A 24,157-nucleotide genomic window follows, 5' to 3' on the forward strand; every position below is an offset into this window, starting at 1 on the left:
CGCGCTGATGCGGCGCGCGGAGAAGATCGGCCTCGGCGTCGCGCTCGCCGGGCACGTCCTGCTGTTCACATTGCTGTCGATCAGCTTCAGCCGGCCGATCGACCCCGCGCTGTACAAGCCCAAGCCGATCGAGGTCTCGCTCGCCGAGGACGTCGCGCTCGAGGCGCAGGCGCCCAAGGCGGTCGAGCCGCCCGCGCAATCCAAGGCGCCCGACCAGGGATCGCCCGAGGATGCCGCGCCGCCGGCGCCGCAGCCCGAGCCCGAGCCGGAACCGGAGAAGGCGCCGGCGCCGCCCAAGCCGCAGCCCAAGCCCGAGCCGCCCGCCAAGGCTCCCCCCAAGCCGGAGCCAGCGCCCGCGCCGAAGCCCAAGCCCGCGCCGGTCAAGGCCAAGCCCAAGCCCGAGAAGCCGCCGGTCAAGGCAGCCGAATCGAAGGCCGAGCCGAAGAAGGCGGCCGCCAAGCCGACGCCGTCCAAGGCCGAACCCAAGAAGGCCGCCGCCGCGCCGGCCAAGGCCGAGACTCCTCCGTCGAAGGCGAAGGGAACCGGCAGCGACGCCAAATCGACGCTCAAGCGCCCGCGCGGATCGCTGCTCGACGACGATTTCCGCAAAGGGCTGGTGCAGACCCCGTCGCCGTCGAAATCGGTCGCGCCGATCGCGGCGAAGATCGACGCCAAATCGCTCGCCAGCATCCAGCAGGCGATCCAGCGCCAGATCCAGCCGTGCGCGGACAAGCAGGTGATCCCGGGGCCGGGCGCGACCGATATCGTGACCGTGCTCAACCTGCGGCTCAACAAGGACGGCACGCTTTCGGCGACGCCGAAGATGGTGCGCCAGTCGGGCACCGACGACCAGAACGAGCGCTACGCGCAACGTGTCGTCGATCTGGGCGTTGCCGCGTTCAAGGGTTGTTCGCCGCTCAAACTGCCGCCGGAATATTATTCGACGCCAAGCGGCGGCTGGAACAACCTCAACTATATCTGGAAGCTCGGAGGCTCTCGCTGATGCGTGCTCTCTCAATCGATATGTTGCGCGGGGTGCTGGCGCTCGGCGTCGCCGTCGCGGTTCCGGCCGATGCGCAGATCGCGCCGGCCACACCTTCGGCGCCGCTCCAGCAACCCGGACAGCCGGCGGGCCAGCCGCCCGCCGGAGCCGCCGCCGGGCAGACGCCGCCGCCGCTCGAAGTGTCGGTGACGGGCGGTATCGCGGCGCCGCTCGGCATCGCGATTCCGGTGATGCCGACCGCGCAGGCGGTCGATACGCCGGCCGGGCGCACCGACGTGCTCGGCCAGCAACTGTCGCAGATCGTCACCAACGACCTGAAGAGTTCGGGCCTGTTCAAGCCGGCAGCCGCCAATGCGCTGAAGGGCGTCAGCTACCCCGAAGTGACCGCGCCGGCGTTCGATTATTGGGGCGGGGCGGGTGTGTCCGCGCTGGTCCAGGGCTTCGTGCGCGCCAATGGCGACGGCACGCTGACGGTCGGCTGCTATCTCTACGACGTGTTCGCGCGCACCGAACTGGCGCGGGCGGGCTTCGTCGTGTCGCCGGGCGAGTGGCGCCGCGCGGGCCATAAATGCGCCGACACGATCTACACCAAGCTGACCGGCGAGGGGCCGTATTTCGACAGCCGCGTCGTCTATGTCGCGGAGAGCGGGCCCAAGGGGCGGCGCATCAAGCGGCTGGCGATCATGGATCAGGACGGTGCGAACCACCGCTTCCTCACCAACGGCCAGTCGATCGTGCTGACGCCGCGCTTCACGCCCGACCAGCGCTCGATCGTGTACATGAGCTACATCGGCGATAAGCCGGCGATCTACGTCTATGACATCGCCCGCGCGACCCAGCGGCTGCTGGTGCCGGCGAGCAACCTCAGCTTCGCGCCGCGCATTTCGCCCGACGGCAAATGGGTGCTGTTCTCGAAGGCGGTGGCGGGCAGCACCAACATCTACCGCGTGCCGCTTAGCGGCGGGCAGCCGCAACGGCTGACCGACACGCCCGGCATCGATACCGGCGGCAGCTATTCGCCCGACGGCAGCCGGATCGTGTTCGAGAGCGACCGTTCGGGGTCGCAGCAGCTTTACGTGATGAACGCCGACGGATCGAACCCGCGCCGGATCAGCTTCGGCGGCGGCCGCTACGCGACGCCGGTGTGGAGCCCGCGCGGTAACCTGATCGCGTTCACGCGGATGGCGGGCAATTTCCGCATCGGCGTGATGAGCCCGGCGGGCGGCGACGAGAAGCTGCTCACCGACGACTGGCAGGACGAAGGCCCGACCTGGTCGCCCAACGGGCGCGTGCTGATGTTTTTCCGGTCCGGGCGCGGCGGGGGCGGAACCGCCGATCTGTGGTCGGTCGATCTCACCGGTGTCAACGAACGCCGGCTGTCGACGCCGCTCGATGGATCCGATCCAGCCTGGGGACCGTTACGCCCCTGACTCGACATTGACTCTCGTCCGGCGGGAGGCGATGCGCGCATGTCCCGAGTGACCATATCCGAACAATAGGAGAAGCCACATGGCAAGATTGACCACGACGTTCCTCATCGCCGCCTCAATCGTCGCGATGGCTGGCTGCGCGAAGAAGCCGCCGGCGGAAATCCCGCCGCCGCCGGGCAACAGCGGCCCGGTTTCGCAGGGCGACTCCTCGATCGTTCCCGGCTCGCGCGCCGATTTCGAGCGTTCGGTGACGAGCAACACGATCCACTTCGATCTCGACAAATACGACATCAACAGCGAGGCGCGCGCGGTCCTGGACAGCCAGGCGGCGTGGCTTACCAAATATCCGAACGTGCCGATCAGCCTGGAAGGGCATTGCGACGAGCGCGGCACGCGCGAATACAACCTCGCGCTCGGCGACCGGCGCGCCAATTCGGCGAAGAACTATCTCGCCTCGCGCGGAGTGAACCCGGCGCGCATCTCGACGATCAGCTACGGTAAGGAACGCCCGATCGCGCTCGGCTCGGACGAGGCGGCCTGGGCGCAGAACCGCCGCGCGGTGACGATCGTCCTGAACTGAGCGATCCCACAGGGAATGCGGAACGGCGCGGGGAGCGATCCCCGCGCCGTTTTTGTTTGCGCGCTGCCGTCTTACTCGCTCCCTGAAAGGGATCGGAGACGAGGAGGCTTGCCGCATCGGCCGGAGCGATATAAATATGATATCACTTTATGGGAGGAAGTGATGTCCGAGTCGGGACCGGGGAACACCGCGCTGACGCTGTCGCGCGAACGCGCGGCGGCGACGTCGAGCGGTTACGCCATGTTGCTGGTGATGCTCGTGGCGCTCGTCGTCGGGATCTACGGCGCGTCGCAACTGGAGGACGCGCCCGGGTTGGGCGGCATGCTGATCGCGGCGGCGTGTGTGGTGGTGCTGTTCGTCGCCTGCGGCTTCTACATGCTCCAGCCCAATCGGGCGGCGGCGCTGCTGCTGTTCGGCAGCTACAAGGGAACCGACCGGACGACCGGTCTGCGCTGGATGTGGCCGTGGTATGCGCAGCGCAAGATCTCGCTGCGATCCAACAACATGATTTCCGAGCGGCTCAAGGTGAACGATCTGCGCGGCAACCCGATCGAGATCGCCGCGCAGGTGGTGTGGCGCGTGACCGATACCGCGCAGGCGCTGTTCGACATCGACGATTACAAGGCGTTCGTGGTCGTCCAGATCGAAGCGGCGGTGCGGACGATCGGCGCGCGTTACCCCTATGACGATTACGAGCATCAGGAGATCACGCTGCGCGGCAACCACGAGCAGGTCGGCGAGGCGTTGCGCGCCGAGCTGATCGCGCGGCTCAAGGTGGCGGGGATCACGGTCGACGAATGCGGCTTCACGCATCTCGCCTACGCGCCCGAGATCGCGGGCGCGATGCTGCGGCGGCAACAGGCGCAGGCGGTGGTCGCCGCGCGTCAGACGCTGGTGGCGGGCGCGGTCGGGATGGTCGAGATGGCGCTCGACCTGCTGAGCGAGAAGGGCGTCGTCGAGCTCGACGACGAGCGCCGCGCGGCGATGGTCTCCAACCTGATGGTGGTGCTGTGCGGCGAGCGTGATACCCAGCCCGTCGTCAACACCGGCACGCTCTATCAGTAAGGCGGGCGGGACCATGGCCAATCCGCCACGGAAGGCGTTTCCGTTGCGTCTCGACCCCGCGCTGTACGCGGCGGTCGAGCGGGCGGCGGCGGCAGACCTGCGGAGCGTCAATGCCGAGTTCGAATGTCTGCTGCGCGAGGCGCTGGCGCGGCGGGGTGTGAAGCTGGAAGCGCCGATGCCGGCCCGGCGCGGCCGGCCGCCCAGGATGGAGGACGACGATGCTTGACGAAGTGAAGGCGCATTTTCGCGCGCGCGAGGGCTATTGGTTCGTCCCCAAATGGTTCGGGTTCGGCGCGACGCCGGTGACGTGGCAGGGCTGGGCCCTGACGGCGGGCCTGCTCGCCGCGCTGGTGGCGGCAGCACGATTGCTGCCGGGCGGGGTGCCGCGCATCATCGTCTGTATCGCTCTGATCGCGGCGTACGGCGTGGTAGCCGCCAACAAGACCGATGGCGGGCTGCGCTGGCGCTGGGGCAATGGCGAGGATCGTTGAGGCTCAGGCTCCCAGGTCGCGGTAGCGCGCGACGTCGCCGCGCTCGATCACGGCGAGCGTGGCGCGGCTCGCCGCCATCGCGCGCTCGATCGCGTACGCGCCGCCATGTTCCGCCGCGCCCCACGCACGGCCGAGATCGGGATAGCCGATCGCGCCGGCGATCCCGGCGAGACGATGCGCCAGATCGGGCGTGATGACGGGTGCGGTGAGCGCGGCGCGCATGGTGCCGGCGAAGCGGTCGATCATCGCGACCGCGTCCTCGGTCCCGAGCAGGCGCACGAGCCGGTAGAAGGGCGAGTGGGGCATCCGCCGCAGCGCGTGATCGGATAGTGCGCCGGTGACATGCGCGATCGCGGCGGCGAGCGCGGCGCCATCGTCCGGCGCCGGCGCGCCCATCGCGGGCAAACCGGCGCCGCCCCATTGAAGCACCGGCACGCTCGCCGCCGGATGGGGACGGGCGCGGATATCCGCGAGCAGCGCGGCCGCACCGGCGGCCCGCGCGTCGAGCATGAGCAGCGCGACGGTGTCGTCGAGACGCGCGACCGCCACCGCCGCGTCCGAGGTCGCGTGAACGGCCCAGCCGCACGGTTCGAGCAGGGGGCGCACGGCAGCGGCCATGCGCGCGTCATCGCCGTACAGGATCGCGGAACTGGTCACACCGGCGGCCTCGTGCTGCGTCGAAAAGTCACGCCTTCTGGAAAAAGCGTAGGCTTTTCATAACATTGCTTGATCCGTAACGAAAAGTGCAGAACAGTGCGCGCAACACCGTCATCCGAACGGGATGAGAAAAGGGGATGGAGATGGTCGCGCCTCGGCGGATCCTGGTGGCGGACGATCACCCGCTGATCAGCAACGGCATCCAGCTTGCCGTGCGGGCGCGCATTGCCGATTGCTGCATCGACACCACGACGAGGGTGGCGGGCGCGCGCGCGCTGATCGCCGCCAACGGCCGCTACGATCTGGTGCTGCTCGATTTCAAGCTGCCCGACGCGCAGGGATTCTCCGGCTTCTTCGAACTGCGGCAGGCGCTGGGAGACCGCCCGATCGCGATCATCTCGGCGAGCGACGACGCGGCGCTGATCGCCGCCGCCCGCGCGGTGGGTGCGGCGGGGTTCCTGCCCAAAGCGGACGCGCTCGACAGGCTGGTCGGCGCGGTGGAGGTGCTGCTGGGCGGCGGTACGGTTTTCCCGGCGGAGGGCGGCGGGCCGCATGACGAGTTGCGATCGCGGCTCGAGACCTTGTCAACCGCGCAGCGGCGCGTGCTGGCGGCGCTGACCGACGGGCGGCTCAACAAACAGATCGCGGGCGACCTCAACGTCACCGAAGCGACGATCAAGGCGCATCTCAGCGCGATCTTCCGCAAGATCGGGGTGCAGAACCGCGTGCAGGCGATCCTGACGATGCAGCCGCTGCTCGATCCGCACCAGCCGCGATGAACACGATCCCGGTCTTCAAGGCGGATTGGGAACCGAAGTTGTGGCGGACGATGGCGGTCGCCAGCGCGCTATCGGGCGCGCTCGTGCTGCTCGCGGTGGTGTTCGGAGTCGAATACAACCACTCGACCGCGACCTCCGCCAACGTCAATCGCACGTACCGCGAGCGGGTCGAGATCGACGCGTTGGGGGCGGCGCTGACGGACGCCGAACTGGCGCAGCGCGGCTATATCATCACCGGCGACGCGGCATTCCTCGTGCCATACCATGCGGCACGCGCGCGCTTCGATCGCGTTGCGGAGGCGCTCGGCGAGGCGTTCCGCCGCCGGCCCGATCAGCGCGAGCGGCTGAGGCGATTGCACGCGCTCGCCGCCGCCAAGTTCGCCGCGATGGAGCGGGCCAATGCGGTGCGCGGGTCGCGGGGGCCGGCGGCGGCTGCGGCGGCGATCGGCGCCGGTGAGGAGAAGCGGCTGATGGCGGCGATCGCGCAAACACAAGGCGCGATCCTCGCCGAGCAGGGCCGCATCCTCGACACCGGGGTGACGCGGCAGCGCGCGCGCATCCTCGCCACCAAGCGCCTGATCTGGGGACTGGTGCTGACGATGACGGTGAGCACGTTCGCGCTCGGATATCTGTTCTGGCGGACGCGGCGGCGCAACCACGCGCTGACGCTGAAGGCGGTGCGCTTCGGAACCCGGCAGAATGCGATCTTCGCCGCCGCGCAGGACGCGATCGTGCTGCTCAACCCCGACGGCGGCATCGAGATGGTCAATCCGGCGGCGGAGCATCTGTTCGGCTATCCGGCAAACGCGCTATTGCACCGCGACGTGGCGTTGTTGGCCGATCTCGCGCCGGGCGACGGCGCGTTCCTCGACCGGATCGGCTATCGCTCCACCGGGCTGGCGAACCCGTTCCGCACGAATCTGCACGCGCGGCGGCGGGACGGCGCGGTGCTGCCGATCGAAGTCTCGCTCGGCGCGATGGACCTGCCGGACGGGGTGCATATCGTCGCCGCGTTCCGCGACGTGACCGAACGCGAACGCGCCGAGGATCTGCGCCGCCGGTTCCTTTCCACCGTCAGCCACGAGTTGCGCACGCCGCTCACGTCGATCGTCGGCGCGCTCGGGCTGCTGCGCGGCGACGCGGTCTCCGGCTTGCACGGCGACGTGCGCCGGCTGGTGGTGATCGCCGAAAGCAACGCGGTCCGGCTGATCCGTCTGGTCAACGACCTGCTCGATATCGAAAAGCTGGAGGCGGGCGCGATGCGCTTCGATTTCCAGATGCTCGATCTGCGGTCAGCGATGCGCGAGGCCGCCGAAACGATGCGCGGTCTCGCCGAGACACGCGGGATCGTGCTGCGCATGGAGGCGGGCGACACGCCGGTGATGGTGCGCGGCGATAGCGGACGGCTGGTGCAGGTGGCGAGCAACCTGCTCTCCAACGCGGTTCGCTTTTCGCGCGACGGCGGCGTGGTGACGCTGTCGCTGCACGCCGCATCCGGCCGCGCCACCGTGTCGGTGCAGGACCACGGGCCGGGCATCGACCCTGAGTTGGGACGGCGACTGTTCACGCGCTTCGGACAGGGGCAGTGCCCGGCGGGCGTGTCCGCGGGCACGGGCCTCGGCTTGACCATCGCGCGCGAGATCGTCCGCGCGCATGGCGGGCGCATCTGGCACGCGCCGGCGCGGGAGGGCGCGCTGTTCTGCTTCGACCTGGCGGTGGCGGGCGCGGCGCCGGTCACGCTTGTGGAGGGCACGTTCGCCGGGAGCGGAACCGCGACCCTCGACGTGCCGGAATCGTACAGGAGCGCGCGGACGGGATGAAGATCCTCTACGTCGATGACGAACCCGATATCCGCACCATCGTCGGCATGGCGCTGCGGCTCGACGCCGGTCTCGACGTGCGGATGGCCGAATCGGGGCCGGACGCGCTGCGGCTGCTCGACGCGGGCGGGTGGACGCCCGATTTCGCGCTGATCGACATGATGATGCCGGGGATGTCGGGCGGCGGGCTGTTGGCGGCGCTGCGGCGGCGCGCCGGGCTGGCGGCGTTGCCCGCGCTGTTCGTCACCGCGAGCGCGCGGCGCGACGATATCCGCGCCTGGCTCGACCTCGGTGCCGATGGCGTGCTTACCAAGCCGTTCGATCCGATGACGCTCGCGACCGTCGTGCGCGGGCGATATGCCGAAATCATCTCGAAGCGTACCAAAACGGTTAAAAACCTCTGTCCTACAGCGTGACGCTCGGTTTAAGAGAATCGTCATGATGGCAAACCGCGCCCGGCGGGGAGCGAGGATGGGAGGGCGGCGATGGACGAAATGGCGAGCACGGGCCGGCGCGACGCCGGCTGGGGTGCGGCGGCGCGGACCGCGTTTCTCGACACGTTGGCGCTGAGCGGCGACGTGGCACGATCGGCCGAGGCAGCGGGGCGGACGCACGCTTCGGCCTACGCGCTGCGGCGGCACGATCCGGCCTTCGCTGACGCGTGGGAGGAGGCGTTGAACGCGGCCTATGCGCGGATCGAGGACGAATTGCTGGCGCGTGCGGTCGATCCGCGCGCGCGCGAAGGCGATGCGTTCGATCAGGCCCTGGCGCTCAAGATGCTCGCGCGCCACGAGACCCGGCGCGCACGGCCGAACGCCCCGCGCGAGGCGGTGCCACGCGCGGCTTCGATGGAGGAGGTCGAACAGGCGCTGCTGGGCAAGCTCGCGGCGTTCGCTAAACGGCTGCCGGCGAAGACATGACCGAAGCGACGGTGGTCGAGTTGCTGGCGACGCTCGCGTCGCTGCCGCCCGACGAACAGGCGGAGGTGATCCACAGTCTCGACGCTCCCGTCAAATATACGCTGGCGCGGACCTGGGCGCTGTGCGCGCATAAGGGCCAGTATCGCCCGGAAGGGGATTGGCGGGTGTGGCTGATCCGCGCCGGGCGCGGCTTCGGCAAGACGCGGGCCGGGGCGGAATGGGTCAGTCAGATCGCGCGTGATCTGCCGGGCGCGCGGATCGCGCTGGTCGGCGCGACGATCGAGGATGTGACGCGCGTGATGGTCGAGGGCGACAGCGGCATCCTGTCGGTGGCGCAACCGGGCGAGCGGATCGACTGGCACCGCGGTTCGGGCGAACTGGCGTTCATGTCGGGGGCGCGCGCCTTCGCCTATTCGGCCGAGGCGCCCGAGAAGTTGCGCGGGCCGCAGCATCACGCCGCCTGGTGCGACGAGATCGCCAAATGGCGGCGCGCGGAGACGACGTGGGACAATCTGATGCTGGGGCTGAGGCTCGGCGCGCGGCAGCAAGTGGTGGTGACGACGACGCCGCGCGCCGTGCCGCTCTTGCGGCGGATCATGGCGATCAAGGGCCTGAAACAAACGCAGGGGCGGACGCACGACAACGCCCATCTGGGCGAAGGCTTCATCGCCGCGATCGAGCAGGGCTATGGCGGTACGCGGCTCGGGCGACAGGAAATCGACGGCGAGCTGATCGAGGATCTGCCGGGCGCGTTATGGACTCGCGGCGCCATCGAGGCGTGCCGGGTCGCATGTGCGCCCGCGCTGGTGCGCGTGGTGGTGGGTGTCGATCCCCCGGCGGGGCGGGCGAGCGGTGAGGGGGACGCATGCGGCATCGTCGCGGCCGGGCTGGATCGGGACGGCCACGCCTATGTCATCGAGGACGCCAGCGTCACGGGCGAAAGCCCTGAAGGCTGGGCGCGGGCGGTGGTGGCGTGTGCGGCACGGCACGCGGCCGACCGTGTGGTGGCCGAGGTCAATCAGGGCGGGCAGATGGTGCGATCGGTGCTGGAACGGGTCGATCCGGGGCTGCCGCTCGCCACCGTCAACGCGACGCGCGGCAAGGCGGCGCGCGCGGAGCCGGTGTCGATCGAATACGCGCGCGGGCGGGTGCATCATGTCGGCGCGTTCCCGGCGTTGGAGGACGAGATGTGCGGGCTGGTGGCTGGCGGGCGCTATCAGGGGCCGGGGCGCTCGCCGGATCGGGCGGATGCCTTGGTGTGGGCGCTGGCCGAGTTGCTGCCGGGGCGTGTGGGGATGGCTGCGGTGCGCGGGCTTTAGCGTCGTCCCGGCGGAGGCCGGGGCCGCTGGGTAATTTGGCGAGCTGGACGCCCAAAACCCAGCGGCCCCGGCCTGCGCCGGGGCGACGGGCTGGGCGATTGGCTTTTAGGGCGCTAGGAGGACGAATGGTTCCGAGAATATTGATTGATAGCGCGCAGGTGCCCGGCGGCGGCGAGATGCGGCTGGTGCAGCGTGGCACCGACTTCTTCATCATGTTCGGCGTCGAGGAACTGATGAGCAGCCGCATGAGCGGGTCCGAGGAAGCGCTCGCGACGATGGCGTGGGAGCGGGTTTCCGCGCGCGCGCCGCACTTCCTGATCGGTGGCTACGGCATGGGGTTCACGCTCCGCGCGGCGCTGGCGCGGCTCGGGGCGGACGCGAGCGTGTCGGTGGCGGAACTGGTGCCGGAGGTGATCGACTGGGCACGCGGGCCGATGGCGGCGCTGACCGACGCCAGCCTCGACGATCCGCGGGTGCGGATCATCACCGAGGATGTCGGCGCGGTGATCGCCGAGGGGCGGGGCGTGTACGACGCGATCCTGCTCGATGTCGATAACGGCCCCGATGGGCTGACCCGGCGCGGCAACGACCGGTTGTATTCGGCGCGCGGGCTGGAGGCGGCGCGCGGCGCGCTGCGACCGGGCGGGGTGCTGGCGATCTGGTCGGCCGCGCCCGATGCGAAGTTCGCCAGGCGGCTCGGCGAGGCCGGGTTCGTGGTGGACGAGGTGACGATCCGCGCGCGCGCCAGCGGCAAGGGCGCGCGGCATGTGATCTGGTTCGGGAAGAAGATCTAGCGCCGCTTCGACACCGCGCGAAGGACGTGCGGCACGCGTCGCGCTTGGGGCACGCACTTCGGCTGCGCTCCGTGCGAACGGGTTTTTGGGTTGCCGCGGCTCGGCATTGACGGTCGCCGGCACGAACAAGGACATCATCATGAAACTCTTCGGTTGGAAATCAGCCGGGCGCGACGTGCGTCCGGTGCTGGCGCGCTATGGCTTGTGGTCGGGCGGCGGATCGCCGGGCGAGTGGAGCGACGATTATGCGGCGCAGGTGCGGCAGGGCTATTGCCGCAACGCGGTCGCGCAACGCGCGGTGCGGCTCGTCGCGCAAGGGCTGGCCGGCGCGCCGCTGGCGGCATCCTCGCCCGAGTTGCTCGCCCTGGTGACGGCGCGGTCGGGCGGGCAGGCGCTGACCGAGACGGTGGCGGCGCATCTGCTGCTGCACGGCAACGCCTATGTCCAGATCATGACCGATCCGGCGGGGGCGGTGGTCGAGCTGTTCGCGCTCAGGCCCGAGCGGGTGAGCGTGGAGGCGGACGCGGGCGGATGGCCGGTCGCCTATCGCTACCGGGTCGGCGAGCGGGTGACGCGGCTGATGGCGGACGGGACGCGGCCCGAAGTGGTGCATCTGCGCGGCTTCCATCCGCTCGACGATCATTATGGGCTCGGGTGCCTGGGCGCCACGGCGGGCGCGATCGCGCTCCACAATGCGGCGGCGCGCTGGAACAAGGCGCTGCTGGACAATGCGGCGCGCCCCTCTGGTGCGCTGGTGCATGATCCCGGTGACGGATCGGTGCTGTCGCGCGAGCAGTTCGAGCGGCTGCGCACCGAGATGGAGGCGGGGTTCGCCGGCGCGGGCAATGCCGGGCGGCCGATGCTGCTCGGGCTGCCGGGCGACGCCACCTACGCCAATTACCGCGAGGCGAGCCGGGCTTTGTGGCGGCTCGCGATCCTGCCGCTCGCCGACACGATTTTCTCGGGGTTGGCGCAGGGGCTCGCCGGCTGGTTCGAGGCGCCGTGGCTGCGTGTGAACGTCGATAAGGTCACCGCGCTCGCCGAGGACCGCGAACGGCTGTGGGCGCAGGTGAATGCGGCCGGGTTCCTCAGCGACGAGGAGAAGCGGGCGATGTTGGGCTTGAGCGCGGAGCACGCGGGAGGTGTGGCATGAGTGTGAGTACGGTGCTGGCGCAGTTGATGGCGCAGGGACAGGCCGAGGGCACCGATCTCGCGACGTTGCGCGCGATCGCGGAGGAAGCGGGCGAGCTTGGCGCGAGCCGGGCGCTGATGCGGCTCGGGCTGGACGATGCCGGCGCGGCCAAGGACATGGCCGAATTGCGCGAGCTGCTCGGGGCATGGCGGGACGCCAAGCGCTCGGCGTGGAAAGCGGCGGTCGGCTGGGTGGTGCGGATCGGCGGCGCGGTGGTGCTGGCGGGGCTGGCGGCGCGGTTCGGATTTTGGGGCTGGGTGAAGTGACGATGCCGTTCTCCCGCGCAGGCGGGCGCTCAGAGCAAAGCAGCGTCGCGTCCGTGGCTCTGGACCCCCGCATTCGCGGGGGAACGGGAGGGCTGCGGTTTGCCGGCTATGCCGCCGTGTTCGACCGGGCCGATCGGGGTGGCGACGTGGTGCGCTCGGGCGCGTTCGGCGCGGTCGGGGCGGTGCCGTTGCTGTGGCAGCATCGGGGCGCGCCGGTCGGCGTGATCGAGCAGGCGGGCGAGGATTCGCGCGGCCTGCGCGTGATCGGGCGGATCGATGATGCGCGGCTGGCGCGTCTGGTACGCTCCGGCGCGGTCTCCGGCCTTTCGTTCGGCTACCGCGTCAAGGCGGCGGCGCGCGGGCGGTATCGCGAGCTGACCGCGCTCGATCTGGTCGAGGTGAGCCTGGTCGCGCAGCCGATGCAGCCGCTCGCGCGGGTTCACGCGATCGCCTGAGGGTTTTTCGACTTCCGAAGTTTTTGCCCGCGCGGGTGCCTGCGCGGGGGTGGTTTCGCATGGGAGAATGACATGATCGAAGTCAAAGCGGATTCGCTCGAGACGAGCTTCTCGGGCGTGGAGATGGGCGGCGCGGTGGTGCGGCCGCTGCTGAGCGGCGCGCGCGATGGCGGTGCGACGGCTTTCGCGGGGTTCCTGCGTAGCGGCACGAGCGTCGAGATGAAATCGTTCACCGGCGTGACCGGCGACAGCGGCGGCTATGCCATCCCCAAAGAAATCGACGCGGTGGTCGATGCGACGCTCAAATCGATATCGCCGATCCGGGCGATTGCCAATGTCGTCAAGGTTGGTTCGGCCGGCTATCGCAAGCTGGTGACGAGCGGCGGCACGCCCTCAGGCTGGGCGGCGGAGACCGACGCGCGGCCCGGCACCGCCACGCCGAGCTATGCCGAGATCGCGCCGCCGATGGGCGAACTTTATGCCAACCCGAGCGCGAGCCAGGCGATGCTCGACGACGCGCTGTTCGATGTCGAGGGGTGGCTCGCCGGCGAGATCGCCACCGAGTTCGCGCGCGCCGAGGGCGCGGCGTTCGTCAACGGATCAGGCACCGCGCGGCCGAAGGGGTTTCTCCAGGCGCCGGTCGCGGCGACCAACGATACCGCGCGCGCGTTCGGCACGCTGCAATATCTGGCGAGCGGCGCGGCGGGCGATTTCGCCGCCAACCCGCAGGACCGGCTGATCGACCTCGTCCAGAGCCTGCGCGGGCCGTATCGGCAGAATGCGAGCTGGGTGATGAACTCGGCCACGCTCGCGCGCATCCGCAAGTTCAAGACGACCGACGGCGCGTTCCTGTGGGTGCCGGGGCTGGCGGCGGGGCAGCCGGCGACCTTGCTCGGCTATCCCGTGATCGAGGCGGAGGACATGCCCGACATCGCCGCCAACGCGCTGGCGATCGCGTTCGGCGATTTCCGCGCGGGCTATCTGATCGCCGAGCGGAGCGAAACCGCGATCCTGCGCGATCCCTATTCGAACAAGCCGTTCGTGAATTTCTACGCGACCAAGCGGGTCGGCGGTTGCGTGAGCAATTCGGAAGCGATCAAGCTGATGCGCTTTTCGGCGAACTAAAGCCTTCTCCCGTTGGGAGAAGGTGGCGCGTAGCGCCGGATGAGGGTGATCGTGGGATCGGTCGCCCTCACCCTTCCGCCGCCTTCGGCGGCTCCCTCCCTCTCCCGCTGGGAGAGGGATTTGGGTGGAGATGGTGATGACGATCGGGAGCGAGGGGCCGGGCGCGGTGGCGCTCGGCGGGGAGGATCGCGCGGCGGCGCTGGCCGAGGTGAAGGCGATGCTGCGGCTGATGAGCGACGATGAGGATGCGCTGGTGGCGACGCTGGTCGAGACCGCGCTGGGGCTGGGCGAACGGTTCATCGGGCAGGTGCTGATCGCGCGCGTGTTGCGCGATGTGCTGCCGGCGAGTCGCGCCTGGCAGCAACTGGCGGCGACGCCGGTGCGGGCGATCGGCGCGGTCGAGGCGGTGGGCGGCGGCGCGCTGGCGAGCGAAGCCTATGCGATCGACATAGACGCGGACGGCGATGGCTGGGTGCGGGTGATCGACGCGGGTGGCGCGACCCGGGTGGGGGTGACCTTCACCGCCGGGCTGGCGACCGGCTGGGCGACGCTGCCGGCGCCGATCCGGCAGGGCGCGGTGCTGCTCGCGGCGCATCTGTTCACCGCGCGAGACGCGGCGGCGGCGCCACCGGCGGCGGTGACCGCGCTGTGGCGGCCCTTCCGGCGGATCACGCTGACGCGGCGGACACGCGCATGTTGAGCGGGGTGGCGGCGCGTGGGGCGGCGATCGGCGAGGCGGCGGAGCGGCGGGCGATCGCGGAGGGCGTGGCGCGGTTGCAGACGGCGTTCCCCGAACTGGCGGTGCGCGGCGAGGCGGACGCGATCGTGCTGGCCGGGCGGATCTCGCGCGAGGATGCGCGGCTGCGCTGGATCGGGAGCCTGTTGCGATGAGCGCGGAAACGGTGGCGCAGGCCGCGTTGCTCGCCGCGCTCAAAGACATCGCCGGGCTGAACGGCGTGTTCGAAGGGCCGCCGGTCAAGGCGACTCCGCCCTATGCGGAGATCGGTGAGACGCTGAGCGGCGATTGGAGCGTCAAGGATCGCGACGGGCGCGAGCTGCGGCTGGCGGTGACGATCCGCGATGCGGCGGAGACGCCCGCGCGGGTGCAGGCGCTCGCGGCGGCGGCGGGGGCGGCGATCGCGGCGCTGCCGCGCGATCTCGGCGCGTGGCGCGTCGCGAGCGTGGCATTCGTGCGGTCGCGGCTGCTGCGGCCGGCGCCGGGGCGGTGGGGCGTGGTGATCGAATATCGGGTGCGGGTGCTGGCCGCGTGAGGCGGCGGATCAAACCAACAGGAGCATGATATGAGCGCGGAGAGCGGCAGGGCATTCCTGCTCAAGATCGGCAACGGCGGATCGCCGGTGGCCTATGCGACGGTGGCGGGGCTGCGCACCACGCAGCTTTCGATCAACGGCGAGATGGTGGCGATCACCTCGAAGGATTCGGGTGGCTGGCGTGAATTGCTGTCGGGCGCGGGGGTCCGATCGGTCAGCGTATCGGGGGCGGGGGTGTTCACCGGATCGGCGGCGGAGGTGCGGCTCAAGGGCAATGCGCTCGCCGGGGTGATCGACGACTATCGGCTAAGCTTCGAGAGCGGCGAGACGCTGAGCGGGCGTTTCCTCGTCACCCGGCTCGACTATGCCGGCGATTACAATGGCGAGCGCAGCTACGCGATCGCGCTGGAAAGCTCGGGCGCGGTGGTGGCGGCATGAGCGGGGTGGCGAACGCGGCGCGGGGCGAGGCGGCGATCCGCGTCGCGGGCGCGCAACTCGTGCTGCGGCCGAGCTTCGCGGCACTGGTCGCGGCGGAGGAGGAACTGGGGCCGCTGTTCGCGCTGGTCGAGCGCGCGGCGGCCGGGCACCTGTCGTTGCGCGAGCTGGTCGGCCTGTTCTGGCATTGCCGGCACGAGGCGCCTGCGGCGCTGACGCGCGAGGCGTTCGGCGAGGCGGTGGCGGCGGGGGGACTCGCGGCGGCGACGCCGGTGTTGCGCGTGCTGCTCGCGCAGATTCTCGGCGGGCGATGAGCGCGCGCTTCGCCGATGCGGCGGTGCGGCTGGCGGGGCTGGCGGGCGTCGCGTTCGGCTGGGCGCCCACGCACTTCTGGGAGGCGACGCCCGCCGAGCTGGCGGCGCTGGTGGCGGCGATCGGCGGCACGGCGGGCGAGGCGCCGCCGACACCCGAGACGATCGCGGCATTGATGGAGGCGTTTCCCGATGGATGAGGAAATCGACCGGCTGGTGGTGAGCGTGCGCGCCGATACCGCCGCCTTCGCGCGCGACGTGGACACGATGCGCGGCTGTTTCGGCGACGTGCTGGTACCGGGGGCGGATCGGGCTGGGCGCGAGATCGAGAGCGTGCTGCTCAAGGCGACGCGGAGCGGGACGCTCGGGTTCGAGGATCTGCGCAAGGTGGCGCTGTCGGTGCTGGCCGACATCGCTGGCGCGGCGATCCGCAGCGGGATCGACGCGATCCTGGGGCGCGGCGGCGGCTCGGGTGGCGGCGGCCTCGTCGCCGCGCTGAGCGGACTGCTCGCGGGAGCGCCGGGGCGGGCGACCGGCGGCCCGGTGTCGCCACTGCGGCCCTATGTCGTCGGCGAACGCGGGCCGGAAGTGTTCGTGCCGACGGCGAGCGGGAGCATCGTCGCGGCCGGGGGCGGCGGCGCGCGCGATGTGCGTGTGGCGATCACGATCAACGCTCCGCGCGGCGAGGGCGGCGCGGCGCTGAGCGCGTCGGGCCGCCAGGTCGCGCGCGCGGTGAAAGCGGCGCTGGCGGCCGAGTGAGAGGGGGCAGGCATGGCATATTGGTTGGCGCGCGCGCGGACCCATCAGGCCGAGGGCGTGATCTCGCGGTTCGACCCTCGCTTCTGGACGGTCGATTTCCCGCGGCCGATGATGGCGGCGATCACCACGATCGCGCCCGATGCGCTGCGGGTGGATGCGGTGTTCTATCGCAAGAACGATCTCGCCGGGCTGATCTGGGCGGCGGAGGACCGGTTCGACCATCCCTTGCTCGCCTATGAGACGGCGCGGGATTTTCGCGGGTGCCGGTTGGCGTTCCGCTGGCGGTCGGCGGGGGTGCGGCCGCTCGACGCGGTGGACGGGCCGGTGCTGACGATCGAGGGGCGCGACGCGGACGGCGCGGCGCGAACCTGGTACGTGCGGCTGTGGAATTACGCGACGGGCACGCGCGAGGACGCGCGGATCGCGATCGACTTCGCGGACGTGGCGGGCGGCTTCCTGCTGCCTGACGAGGCCGTGCCGGTATGGGCGGGCGACATCGACCGGATGTTCGTGTCCTTGGTGCCACCCGATTACGACGCATCCGACACGCCGCTCGCGCAGGCCGCCGAGGGCTGGGTCGAGATGAGCGATATCGTCTGTGCCGGCTCGGGGGCGGTGCTGGCGATCGGCGACGTGGTGGTGCCGGCACACGCGCTGGAACTCGCGAGCGGATATGACGACAGCTACAATCTGACGCCGGCGCGGCTGCTGCGGAACGCGTTGCAGCTCGGCTATCGCGGCGCGATCGTCCAGTATGTCGGGATGAGCCATTACTTCCGGCTCACGAGAGGCGGGGGCGTCGCGGCCCTGTCCGGTGGCGCGCTCAACGTCGCGGCGCGCGCGTGGCAGCGCGATTTCGCCGAACGGGCGAGGGCGCTCGGCTATGACGTGATCTGGTCGCTCAGCTACGAACTGTTCGACGCGCATTGCCCCGAGGACTGGAAGCAGCGCGCGTGGGACGGATCGCCCGCGCTGACCGGCTGGGTGCCGCCTTCGACCTTGCTGTCACCCGCGCATGGCGGCGCGATGGCCTATCTGCGCGCGGTCGCGGCGGAGGTGATCGGCATCGCGGCGGCGGCGGGGCTGGCGCCGAAGTTTCAGGTCGGCGAGCCCTGGTGGTGGGTGATGCCCGATGGCCGGCCCTGCCTCTACGACGCGGCGGCACGGGCGGCGCTGGGCGGCGCCCCGATCCAGATCGCCAGCGTGCGCGCGCCGTTGGCGGCGGACGCCAAGGCGCTGCTCGATGCGGCGGGAACCCTGCTGGCAACGTCGACGGCGGCGCTGATCGCGGCGGTGAAGGCGGTCGCGCCAGAATGCGAGACGCATCTGCTCGCCTATCTGCCGAGCGTGCTGGCGGCGGACGCGCCCGAGGTGCGGCGCGCCAATCTGCCGCTGGGCTGGGCGCGGCCCGCGTTCGATGTGCTCCAGCTCGAGGATTATGATTACGTCACCGCGGGCAACAGCGCGCTGAGCGCGCGGGCCATCGCGGAGGCGCAGACGCGGCTCGGTTATGTGACCGGCGACACCGACTATCTCGCGGGCTTCGTGCTGCGGCCCGAGGACAGCGCCGGCTGGCGCGAGATCGAGGCGGCGGCGGAGCGTGCGCGGGCGCGCGGTGTGCGGCGGGGTTTCGTCTGGGCACTGCCGCAGGTGATCCGCGACGGGTTCGTGCATTTCGAGGAGGAGGCGGAGGAGATGCAGGCGTTCGACGATGTGGTATTCCCGCTCGCGCTCGGCCGCGAGGCGGAGGTAGCGCCCGAATATTCGACCGCGGTCGTGACGAGCGCGGGCGGTCACGAGGCGCGCAACGCGGGCTGGGCGGGGGCGCGGACGCACTATGATGTCGGGCCGGGCGTGCGGTCGGAAGCCGATATCGCAACGTTGCTGGCGTTCTTCCGCGCGCGGATGGGGCCTGCGCGTGCGTTCCGGCTGCGCGATCCATTCGATGCGTCCTCGGGCGGCGCGGTGCCGACACCGCTCGACCAGCAGATCGGCATCGGCGACGGCATCGCCACCCGCTTCGCGCTGGTCAAACATTATGGCGCCGTGGTGCGGCGGATCACGCGCCCGCTCGGCGGCAGCGTGGCGGTCGCCGTGGATGGTGTCGCGACCGCCGCTTTTTCGCTGGTGGATGGCGGCATGATCGAACTCGACGCCGCGCCGGCGCCGGGCGCGGTGGTGACGGCGGGGTTCCTGTTCGACGTGCCGGTGCGTTTCGCCGAGGACAGTCTCGCGGTGTCGCGCGCGACCTTTCAGGCGGGGTCCGCGGCGTCGGTGCCGCTCATCGAAGTGCGCGAGGACGTGTCATGAGCTTCCTGGATGGACCGCTTTCGACCGTGGCGTTGTGCTGGCGGATCGAGCGGCGCGACGGCATCGCGATCGGGCTGACCGCGCACGACCGTGATCTGGTGATCGATGGCCTTGTCCACCGTGCCGCGCCGGGTATGACGCCCTCCGCGATCAAGCGCGCCGACGGTCTCGATGCCGACACGATGGACGTTTCGGGGGCGTTGACCGGCGCGGCGATCAGCGCGCGCGATCTCGGCGCGGGGCGGTGGGACGGCGCGCGGGTGCGGCTGTTCGCGGTCGACTGGAGCGGCGCCGAAGGGCGCATGGATCTCGGTGAGGGAACGATCGGATCGGTCGAGACGCGCGACGGCGCCTTCACCGCCGAGTTGCGCGGCGCGAGTGCGGCGCTCGACCGGCCGGTGGGCGAGGAAACCTCGGCGGAATGCCGTGCCGAGCTGGGCGACAAACGCTGCCGCGTGGCGATGGCGGGGCGGCGGCGCTTCGTGCGCGTGGTCTCGGCCGCCGGGCAGATGGTGACGGTGGATGCGGCCGAGCCGAGTGACGACGCTTATGGCGGGGGTCTGCTGCGCTGGGTGGGGGGAGCGAACAGCGGACTGGAAAGCGCGGTGGCGATTTCCGCCGGCGCGACGGTGACGCTGCGCGCCGAACCGCCGTTTGTGGCGTCAGCGGGCGATCTGATCGAGCTGGTTGAGGGCTGCGACAAGAGCGTGGCGACCTGTGCTGCGCGGTTCGGCAACGTCGCGAATTTTCGCGGCGAGCCGTACCTGCCGGGCATCGACCTGCTCACCCGGTATCCCGGCGCATGACGCCCGCCGAATGCGCCGTCGCGGCGGCGCGGGGCGCGGTGGGTGCGCGGTTCCGGTCGCACGGTCGCGACCCCGCGTTCGGGCTCGACTGCGTCGGACTGGCGGTGCTGGCCGCGCGCGCGGCGGGGTTCGCTGCACCTATCTCGGCCGATTACGCGATCCGCGGCGGCGATCCCTCCACCGCGATCGATGCGGTGGGGCTGGTGCGCACCTCGGCACCGGCGACCGGCGATCTGCTGCTGTTCGCGGCCGGGCCGGCGCAATTCCATCTCGCCGTGCAGGTGCCGGGCGGGATCATCCATGCCGATGCGATGCTGCGGCGCGTGGTCGAGCGGCCGGGCGTGCCGCCCTGGCCGCTGGTCGCGGCGTGGCGATTGACGGGAGACTGATATGGCGACGCTGGTGCTGACGACGATCGGCAGCGTGATCGGCGGCCCCATCGGCGGCGCGATCGGCGCGGTGCTGGGACAGGCGGTCGACCGCGACGTGATCTTCAAGCCCAAGGGGCGCGAGGGGCCGCGGCTGACCGAACTGGCGGTGCAGACCTCCTCTTACGGCACGCCGATCCAGCAGGTGTTCGGCACGATGCGGATCGCGGGCTGCGTGATCTGGTCGACCGATTTGATCGAAAGCCGCAGCACGGCAGGCGGCGGCAAGGGGCAGCCGAGCGTGACCAGCTACAGCTATTCGGCCTCATTCGCGGTGGCGCTGTCGGGGCGGCCGATCCAGCGCGTCGGGCGGATTTGGGCGGACGGCAACCTGTTGCGCGGTGCCGCCGGCGACTTCAAGGTCTCGACCGGCTTCCGCCTGCACCTTGGCGGCGAGGACCAGGAGGCCGATCCCCTGATCGCCTCGGCGGAAGGCGTGGCGCTGGCGCCCGCGCACCGCGGAATCGCCTATGCGGTGTTCGAAGGCCTCCAGCTTGCCGATTACGGCAATCGGATTCCCTCGCTCACCTTCGAGGTGATCGCCGATCCTGCCCCGGTCGCCGCCGGGGCGATTGCGGCGGCGGTGTCGGGCGGGCTGATCGATGGCGCGGCGGCGACGCTGCCGCTGCCGGGCTTCGCGGCATATGGCAATCTGCGCGGCGTGATTGAGACGATCGGCGTGGCGACCGGCGGATGGTTCGCGCCGAGGGGCGCCGGGCTGGCGATGCGCGCGGGCGGCGACCCCGAGCGGATCATCGCCGATGCGGGGTTCGCGGCGGGGGTGCGTGGCGGCGCGCGGTCGGTGAGCGCGGCCGCCGCGATCGAGAGCGTGCCGCGCATGGTGACGCTGCGGCATTATGACCCGGCGCGTGATTATCAGGCCGGCGTGCAGCGCGCGCGGCGGCCCGGCGCGGGCCAGACCGAGCAGCAGATCGACATGCCCGCCGCGCTCGATGCGGACAGCGCCAAGACGATGGCGGAGGCCACGCTGGCCCGGGCCGAGGCGGCGCGCGTACGGCGGACCGTCGCGCTCGGCTGGGATGCGATCGGCATCGCGCCGGGCGCGCGTGTCGCGATCGAAGGGCAGGCGGGGGTGTGGCGGGTGACCGGCTGGTCGCTCGAACAGATGGTGCTGTCGCTCGACTGCGTCCGGCTCGCCGCCGCGGCGCTGCCGGCACGGGCGAGCGGGGGGCGGGTGTTGCCGTCGCCCGATAGTGTCGCCGGGACGACGATCGTCCACGTCTTCGAGATTCCCCCGCTCGACGACGGCGTGCTGAGCGCGCCGCGCGTGATGATCGCGGCGGCGGGCACCGCGCCGGGGTGGCGGCGCGCGGCGCTGCTGCACAGCCTCGACGGTGGCGCGCGTTGGTCTAGCGCCGGGGCGACGGCCGCGCCCGCGACGCTCGGCATGCTCGTTTCGGTACCGCTTGCCGTGCCCGCCACGCTGCGCGACCGTCGTTCGCGGTTCGAGGTCGAGCTCGCGCACGCGGGCATGGTGTTGACGGGCGCGAATGCGGGGGCGATCGACGCGAGCGCGAACCTGGTCCTGTGCGGTGACGAACTGCTCCAGTTCGGCACGGCCGAGCAAATCGGTGCGACACGCTGGCGACTGTCGGACCTGTATCGCGGCCGGCGGGGCACCGAGGCGGCGATCGGGACGCAGGCCGTCGGCGATCGTGTCGTGCTGATCGAGCGCGATACGCTCATCACGCTCGACATGCCGCTCGCGGCGCTCGGGGGCGAGATCCGCGTGCTGGCCTCCGGCGTGGGGGATGTCGCCGGGCCGGGCGCGGCGCGAACCGTGATCGCGGGCATATCGGTGTTGCCGCCCGCACCGGTCGGACTGCGTTGGCGCGAGCTTGGCGGGGGCGATGCCGCGATCGCCTGGACGCGCCGCAGTCGCGCGGGGTGGCGCTGGCTCGACGGCGTCGACGCCCCGCTCGCCGAGGAGCGGGAACTCTACCGGGTGACGATCGGAACCGGGCCGAGCATCGACACCAGCGAACCCGCACACACCCTCACCGCCGCCGAGCGCGCCACGGGGGTGAGCGTTTCGATCCGCCAGATCGGTTCGGCCGGCGCATCGGCCGCCGCGGCGCTTTTCATACCCGCCTGGGAGGCATGACATGACTGACGATGTTACCGCGCGGCTGGCGTTGCCGCTGCTCAGCGCCGGGCAGGCGCAGAAGGAGCTGACCCATAACGAAGCGCTGGCGCTGCTGGATCTGTTCGCGCAGCCGGTGGTGGTCGCGATGGCGATCGACACACCGCCGGCGACGCCCGTGCCGGGGCAATGCTGGATCGTCGGCGATGCGCCGAGCGGCCTTTGGGCAGGACGCACACGGCATCTCGCCGGCTGGACCGCTGGTGGGTGGCGGTTCTGTATCCCCAGAACGGGCATGCGCGTGTGGAACCTCGCCGACGGTTGCGAAGCGGTGTTCGACGGGGAGGGCTGGAGCGTCGGCGTGGTTCGCGGATCACGCGTGGAAATCGACGGCGTTCGTGTTGTTGCGGCGCAGCAATCCGCCATCGCCGCGCCTGTGAACGGAGACGTGGTGGATGCCGAGGCGAGAGCCGCGATCGCGGCGATTCTTGCTGCACTGCAAACACACGGGTTGATCGCCGGTTAACCGGCTGAAAACCCCTTTAAGTCCTTGGATGTTGCGCTTCTGCAACAGTCCCAGGTATTTGTGCGCTTGCGTGGAAACCAACCCCGTCCTAGGGAGTTTGGGCTGTCCGAGTGACACCTAATGAAAGGGGATTTCTATGCGGAAGCTAGCCGTTATCATCGCGCTTGCCTCCACTGCTCTCGCAACGCCAGCTCTTGCCCGCGACAAGTCGTGGTATGTTGGCGTCGAAGGCGGCGGTATGATCGTCGAAGACTCGAAGTTCGATATCGGCAACGTGCCGTCGGCTTCGACCTACAAGACGAAGACCGGTTACGACGTCGATGGCGTCATCGGTTACGACCTCGGCATGTTCCGGCTTGAGAGCGAAGTCGCTTACAAGTTCGCCAAGGGCGACGACTATCGCTCGTCGGTCAACAGCCCGTTCGTGACGACCCCCGGCGGCTTCGCGGCTCCCGGCAACTATAACAGCCCGCACAGCCACACGTCGGCGCTGAGCTTCATGGTCAACGGCCTGCTCGACTTCGGCGACGACAATGCCATCCAGGGCTTCGTCGGCGGCGGTGTCGGTGTCGCGCGCGTGTCGATGGCGGGCGTCCGCGCCGGCAACCGCGCCGCGATCCTCGACGACAGCGACACGGTGTTCGCATGGCAGGGCATCGCGGGCGTCCGCGCGCCGCTTTCGGACCATGTCGACATCTCGCTCAAGTATCGTTTCTTCAACGCCGACAACGTCAAGCTGGTCGGTGTCGAGGGCGCGAGCTACGAGACGCGCTATCGTTCGCACAGCCTGCTCGGCGGCCTGACCTACAACTTCGGCGAGCCTGCCGCTCCGCCGCCGCCGCCTCCTCCGCCCCCGCCGCCGCCGCCGGAGCCGACCCCTCCGCCGCCGCCGCCCCCGGTGGTCTGCTCGCCTGGTCCGTTCATCGTGTTCTTCGAGTGGGACAAGTCGGACATCACGGCCGAAGCGGCGTCGATCCTCGACAACGCGATCAGCCAGTACCAGTCGTGCGGCAACGCGCAGGTCATGCTGGCCGGCTTCACCGATCGCTCGGGCACGCCGAAGTACAACATCGGCCTGTCGCAGCGTCGCGCGGACTCGGTGAAGGCTTACCTGTCGGCTCACTCGATCCCCGAGGGCGTCATGACCACGCAGGCGTTCGGCGAAGACCCCGCCCATCTGCGCGTTCAGACCGCCGACGGCGTTCGCGAAGTGCAGAACCGTCGCGTGGAAATCACCTACGGTCCGGGTTCGGGCAACTAAGCCCGCGCTTGACGAAAGTCCTAAGAGAGGGGGTCGGGAAACCGGCCCCC

At 70.5% G+C, this 24,157-nt stretch carries 30 protein-coding genes; 29 read left to right on the plus strand and 1 reads right to left on the minus strand.

Annotated elements, in window-relative coordinates; all coding sequences use genetic code 11:
- Window positions 1-7: 7 nt before the first annotated feature.
- The 6 genes from BLS81_RS15710 (at window position 8) to BLS81_RS15735 (ending at window position 4,569) form a co-directional block, all read left to right on the plus strand.
- Window positions 8-1,003: a cell envelope biogenesis protein TolA gene (locus tag BLS81_RS15710; RefSeq protein ID WP_093225274.1), complete on the plus strand. Its 996-nt coding sequence runs from the start codon at window positions 8-10 to the stop codon at window positions 1,001-1,003.
- Window positions 1,003-2,433, plus strand: a complete 1,431-nt coding sequence (gene tolB / locus BLS81_RS15715; protein WP_256326286.1) for a Tol-Pal system beta propeller repeat protein TolB — start codon at window positions 1,003-1,005, stop codon at window positions 2,431-2,433. Before BLS81_RS15710 ends, tolB begins: the two co-directional genes overlap by 1 nt.
- A 79-nt stretch (window positions 2,434-2,512) precedes the next feature.
- A complete protein-coding gene (pal, locus tag BLS81_RS15720; RefSeq protein WP_093225275.1) occupies window positions 2,513-3,013 on the plus strand; it encodes a peptidoglycan-associated lipoprotein Pal in 501 nt (166 codons plus the stop codon).
- Between the two features lie 162 nt (window positions 3,014-3,175).
- Window positions 3,176-4,078, plus strand: coding sequence for an SPFH domain-containing protein (locus BLS81_RS15725; protein WP_093225277.1), 903 nt, complete (start codon window positions 3,176-3,178; stop codon window positions 4,076-4,078).
- A gap of 13 nt (window positions 4,079-4,091) precedes the next feature.
- On the plus strand, window positions 4,092-4,304 hold the full coding sequence (locus BLS81_RS15730; RefSeq protein WP_093225278.1) for a type II toxin-antitoxin system antitoxin: 213 nt from the start codon (window positions 4,092-4,094) through the stop codon (window positions 4,302-4,304).
- A complete protein-coding gene (locus tag BLS81_RS15735; RefSeq protein ID WP_093225280.1) occupies window positions 4,297-4,569 on the plus strand; it encodes a hypothetical protein in 273 nt (90 codons plus the stop codon). The genes BLS81_RS15730 and BLS81_RS15735 overlap by 8 nt, the downstream gene beginning before the upstream one ends.
- Before the next feature lie 3 nt (window positions 4,570-4,572).
- Here the strand turns inward: BLS81_RS15735 and BLS81_RS20835 are convergent, their stop codons facing one another.
- A complete protein-coding gene (locus BLS81_RS20835) occupies window positions 4,573-5,226 on the minus strand; it encodes a hypothetical protein (RefSeq protein WP_093225281.1) in 654 nt (217 codons plus the stop codon).
- Between the two features lie 143 nt (window positions 5,227-5,369).
- Here BLS81_RS20835 and BLS81_RS15745 point away from each other — a divergent pair, with 143 nt between their 5' ends.
- From BLS81_RS15745 to BLS81_RS15855, 23 genes are all read left to right on the plus strand, one after another.
- Window positions 5,370-6,005: a response regulator transcription factor gene (locus tag BLS81_RS15745; protein WP_093225493.1), complete on the plus strand. Its 636-nt coding sequence runs from the start codon at window positions 5,370-5,372 to the stop codon at window positions 6,003-6,005.
- Complete coding sequence (locus tag BLS81_RS15750; protein ID WP_093225283.1) at window positions 6,002-7,825, plus strand: sensor histidine kinase; 1,824 nt, start codon at window positions 6,002-6,004, stop codon at window positions 7,823-7,825. The genes BLS81_RS15745 and BLS81_RS15750 overlap by 4 nt, the downstream gene beginning before the upstream one ends.
- Window positions 7,822-8,241: a response regulator gene (locus tag BLS81_RS15755; protein WP_093225284.1), complete on the plus strand. Its 420-nt coding sequence runs from the start codon at window positions 7,822-7,824 to the stop codon at window positions 8,239-8,241. Before BLS81_RS15750 ends, BLS81_RS15755 begins: the two co-directional genes overlap by 4 nt.
- Before the next feature lie 69 nt (window positions 8,242-8,310).
- The gene (locus BLS81_RS15760) at window positions 8,311-8,745 is read left to right on the plus strand and encodes a hypothetical protein (RefSeq protein ID WP_093225286.1); all 435 of its coding nucleotides are present in this window, start codon (window positions 8,311-8,313) and stop codon (window positions 8,743-8,745) included.
- Complete coding sequence (locus BLS81_RS15765; protein ID WP_093225287.1) at window positions 8,742-10,064, plus strand: DNA-packaging protein; 1,323 nt, start codon at window positions 8,742-8,744, stop codon at window positions 10,062-10,064. The genes BLS81_RS15760 and BLS81_RS15765 overlap by 4 nt, the downstream gene beginning before the upstream one ends.
- A gap of 125 nt (window positions 10,065-10,189) precedes the next feature.
- Window positions 10,190-10,858, plus strand: a complete 669-nt coding sequence (locus tag BLS81_RS15770; protein ID WP_093225289.1) for a spermidine synthase — start codon at window positions 10,190-10,192, stop codon at window positions 10,856-10,858.
- 139 nt (window positions 10,859-10,997) lie between these two features.
- On the plus strand, window positions 10,998-12,011 hold the full coding sequence (locus tag BLS81_RS15775) for a phage portal protein (protein ID WP_093225495.1): 1,014 nt from the start codon (window positions 10,998-11,000) through the stop codon (window positions 12,009-12,011).
- Window positions 12,008-12,316, plus strand: a complete 309-nt coding sequence (locus BLS81_RS15780; protein WP_093225290.1) for a DUF6127 family protein — start codon at window positions 12,008-12,010, stop codon at window positions 12,314-12,316. Before BLS81_RS15775 ends, BLS81_RS15780 begins: the two co-directional genes overlap by 4 nt.
- A gap of 53 nt (window positions 12,317-12,369) precedes the next feature.
- Window positions 12,370-12,771: an HK97 family phage prohead protease gene (locus BLS81_RS15785; RefSeq protein WP_256326287.1), complete on the plus strand. Its 402-nt coding sequence runs from the start codon at window positions 12,370-12,372 to the stop codon at window positions 12,769-12,771.
- Window positions 12,772-12,843: 72 nt separating this feature from the next.
- Window positions 12,844-13,896 (plus strand): phage major capsid protein, encoded by a 1,053-nt coding sequence (locus BLS81_RS15790; protein WP_093225293.1) that lies wholly within the window; start codon window positions 12,844-12,846, stop codon window positions 13,894-13,896.
- A 136-nt stretch (window positions 13,897-14,032) separates the two neighbouring features.
- Window positions 14,033-14,596: a head-tail connector protein gene (locus BLS81_RS15795; RefSeq protein ID WP_093225496.1), complete on the plus strand. Its 564-nt coding sequence runs from the start codon at window positions 14,033-14,035 to the stop codon at window positions 14,594-14,596.
- Window positions 14,590-14,787 (plus strand): hypothetical protein, encoded by a 198-nt coding sequence (locus BLS81_RS15800; RefSeq protein WP_093225295.1) that lies wholly within the window; start codon window positions 14,590-14,592, stop codon window positions 14,785-14,787. The genes BLS81_RS15795 and BLS81_RS15800 overlap by 7 nt, the downstream gene beginning before the upstream one ends.
- A complete protein-coding gene (locus tag BLS81_RS15805) occupies window positions 14,784-15,167 on the plus strand; it encodes a tail completion protein gp17 (RefSeq protein WP_093225296.1) in 384 nt (127 codons plus the stop codon). Before BLS81_RS15800 ends, BLS81_RS15805 begins: the two co-directional genes overlap by 4 nt.
- Window positions 15,168-15,197: 30 nt before the next feature.
- Entirely contained in the window at window positions 15,198-15,605 is a 408-nt protein-coding gene (locus BLS81_RS15810; RefSeq protein WP_093225298.1) for a phage major tail protein, TP901-1 family, read from the plus strand.
- Window positions 15,602-15,916, plus strand: coding sequence for a GTA-gp10 family protein (locus tag BLS81_RS15815; protein WP_093225299.1), 315 nt, complete (start codon window positions 15,602-15,604; stop codon window positions 15,914-15,916). The genes BLS81_RS15810 and BLS81_RS15815 overlap by 4 nt, the downstream gene beginning before the upstream one ends.
- Complete coding sequence (locus tag BLS81_RS15820; RefSeq protein ID WP_093225301.1) at window positions 15,913-16,113, plus strand: phage tail assembly chaperone; 201 nt, start codon at window positions 15,913-15,915, stop codon at window positions 16,111-16,113. Before BLS81_RS15815 ends, BLS81_RS15820 begins: the two co-directional genes overlap by 4 nt.
- Window positions 16,106-16,672: a tail tape measure protein gene (locus BLS81_RS15825; protein ID WP_093225302.1), complete on the plus strand. Its 567-nt coding sequence runs from the start codon at window positions 16,106-16,108 to the stop codon at window positions 16,670-16,672. Before BLS81_RS15820 ends, BLS81_RS15825 begins: the two co-directional genes overlap by 8 nt.
- A 12-nt stretch (window positions 16,673-16,684) precedes the next feature.
- Window positions 16,685-18,982, plus strand: a complete 2,298-nt coding sequence (locus tag BLS81_RS15830) for a DUF2460 domain-containing protein (protein ID WP_093225304.1) — start codon at window positions 16,685-16,687, stop codon at window positions 18,980-18,982.
- The gene (locus BLS81_RS15835) at window positions 18,979-19,788 is read left to right on the plus strand and encodes a DUF2163 domain-containing protein (protein WP_093225305.1); all 810 of its coding nucleotides are present in this window, start codon (window positions 18,979-18,981) and stop codon (window positions 19,786-19,788) included. Before BLS81_RS15830 ends, BLS81_RS15835 begins: the two co-directional genes overlap by 4 nt.
- Window positions 19,785-20,177, plus strand: coding sequence for a hypothetical protein (locus BLS81_RS15840; protein WP_093225307.1), 393 nt, complete (start codon window positions 19,785-19,787; stop codon window positions 20,175-20,177). Before BLS81_RS15835 ends, BLS81_RS15840 begins: the two co-directional genes overlap by 4 nt.
- 1 nt (window position 20,178) lies before the next feature.
- On the plus strand, window positions 20,179-22,341 hold the full coding sequence (locus BLS81_RS15845) for a phage tail protein (RefSeq protein WP_093225308.1): 2,163 nt from the start codon (window positions 20,179-20,181) through the stop codon (window positions 22,339-22,341).
- Window position 22,342: 1 nt separating this feature from the next.
- A complete protein-coding gene (locus tag BLS81_RS15850; protein ID WP_093225310.1) occupies window positions 22,343-22,846 on the plus strand; it encodes a DUF2793 domain-containing protein in 504 nt (167 codons plus the stop codon).
- A 136-nt stretch (window positions 22,847-22,982) separates the two neighbouring features.
- Window positions 22,983-24,107, plus strand: a complete 1,125-nt coding sequence (locus BLS81_RS15855; RefSeq protein WP_093225311.1) for an OmpA family protein — start codon at window positions 22,983-22,985, stop codon at window positions 24,105-24,107.
- Window positions 24,108-24,157 lie beyond the last annotated feature (50 nt).

Source organism: Sphingomonas sp. NFR15, from assembly GCF_900103265.1.
In the GTDB taxonomy this organism is placed as follows: domain Bacteria; phylum Pseudomonadota; class Alphaproteobacteria; order Sphingomonadales; family Sphingomonadaceae; genus Sphingomonas; species Sphingomonas pollutisoli.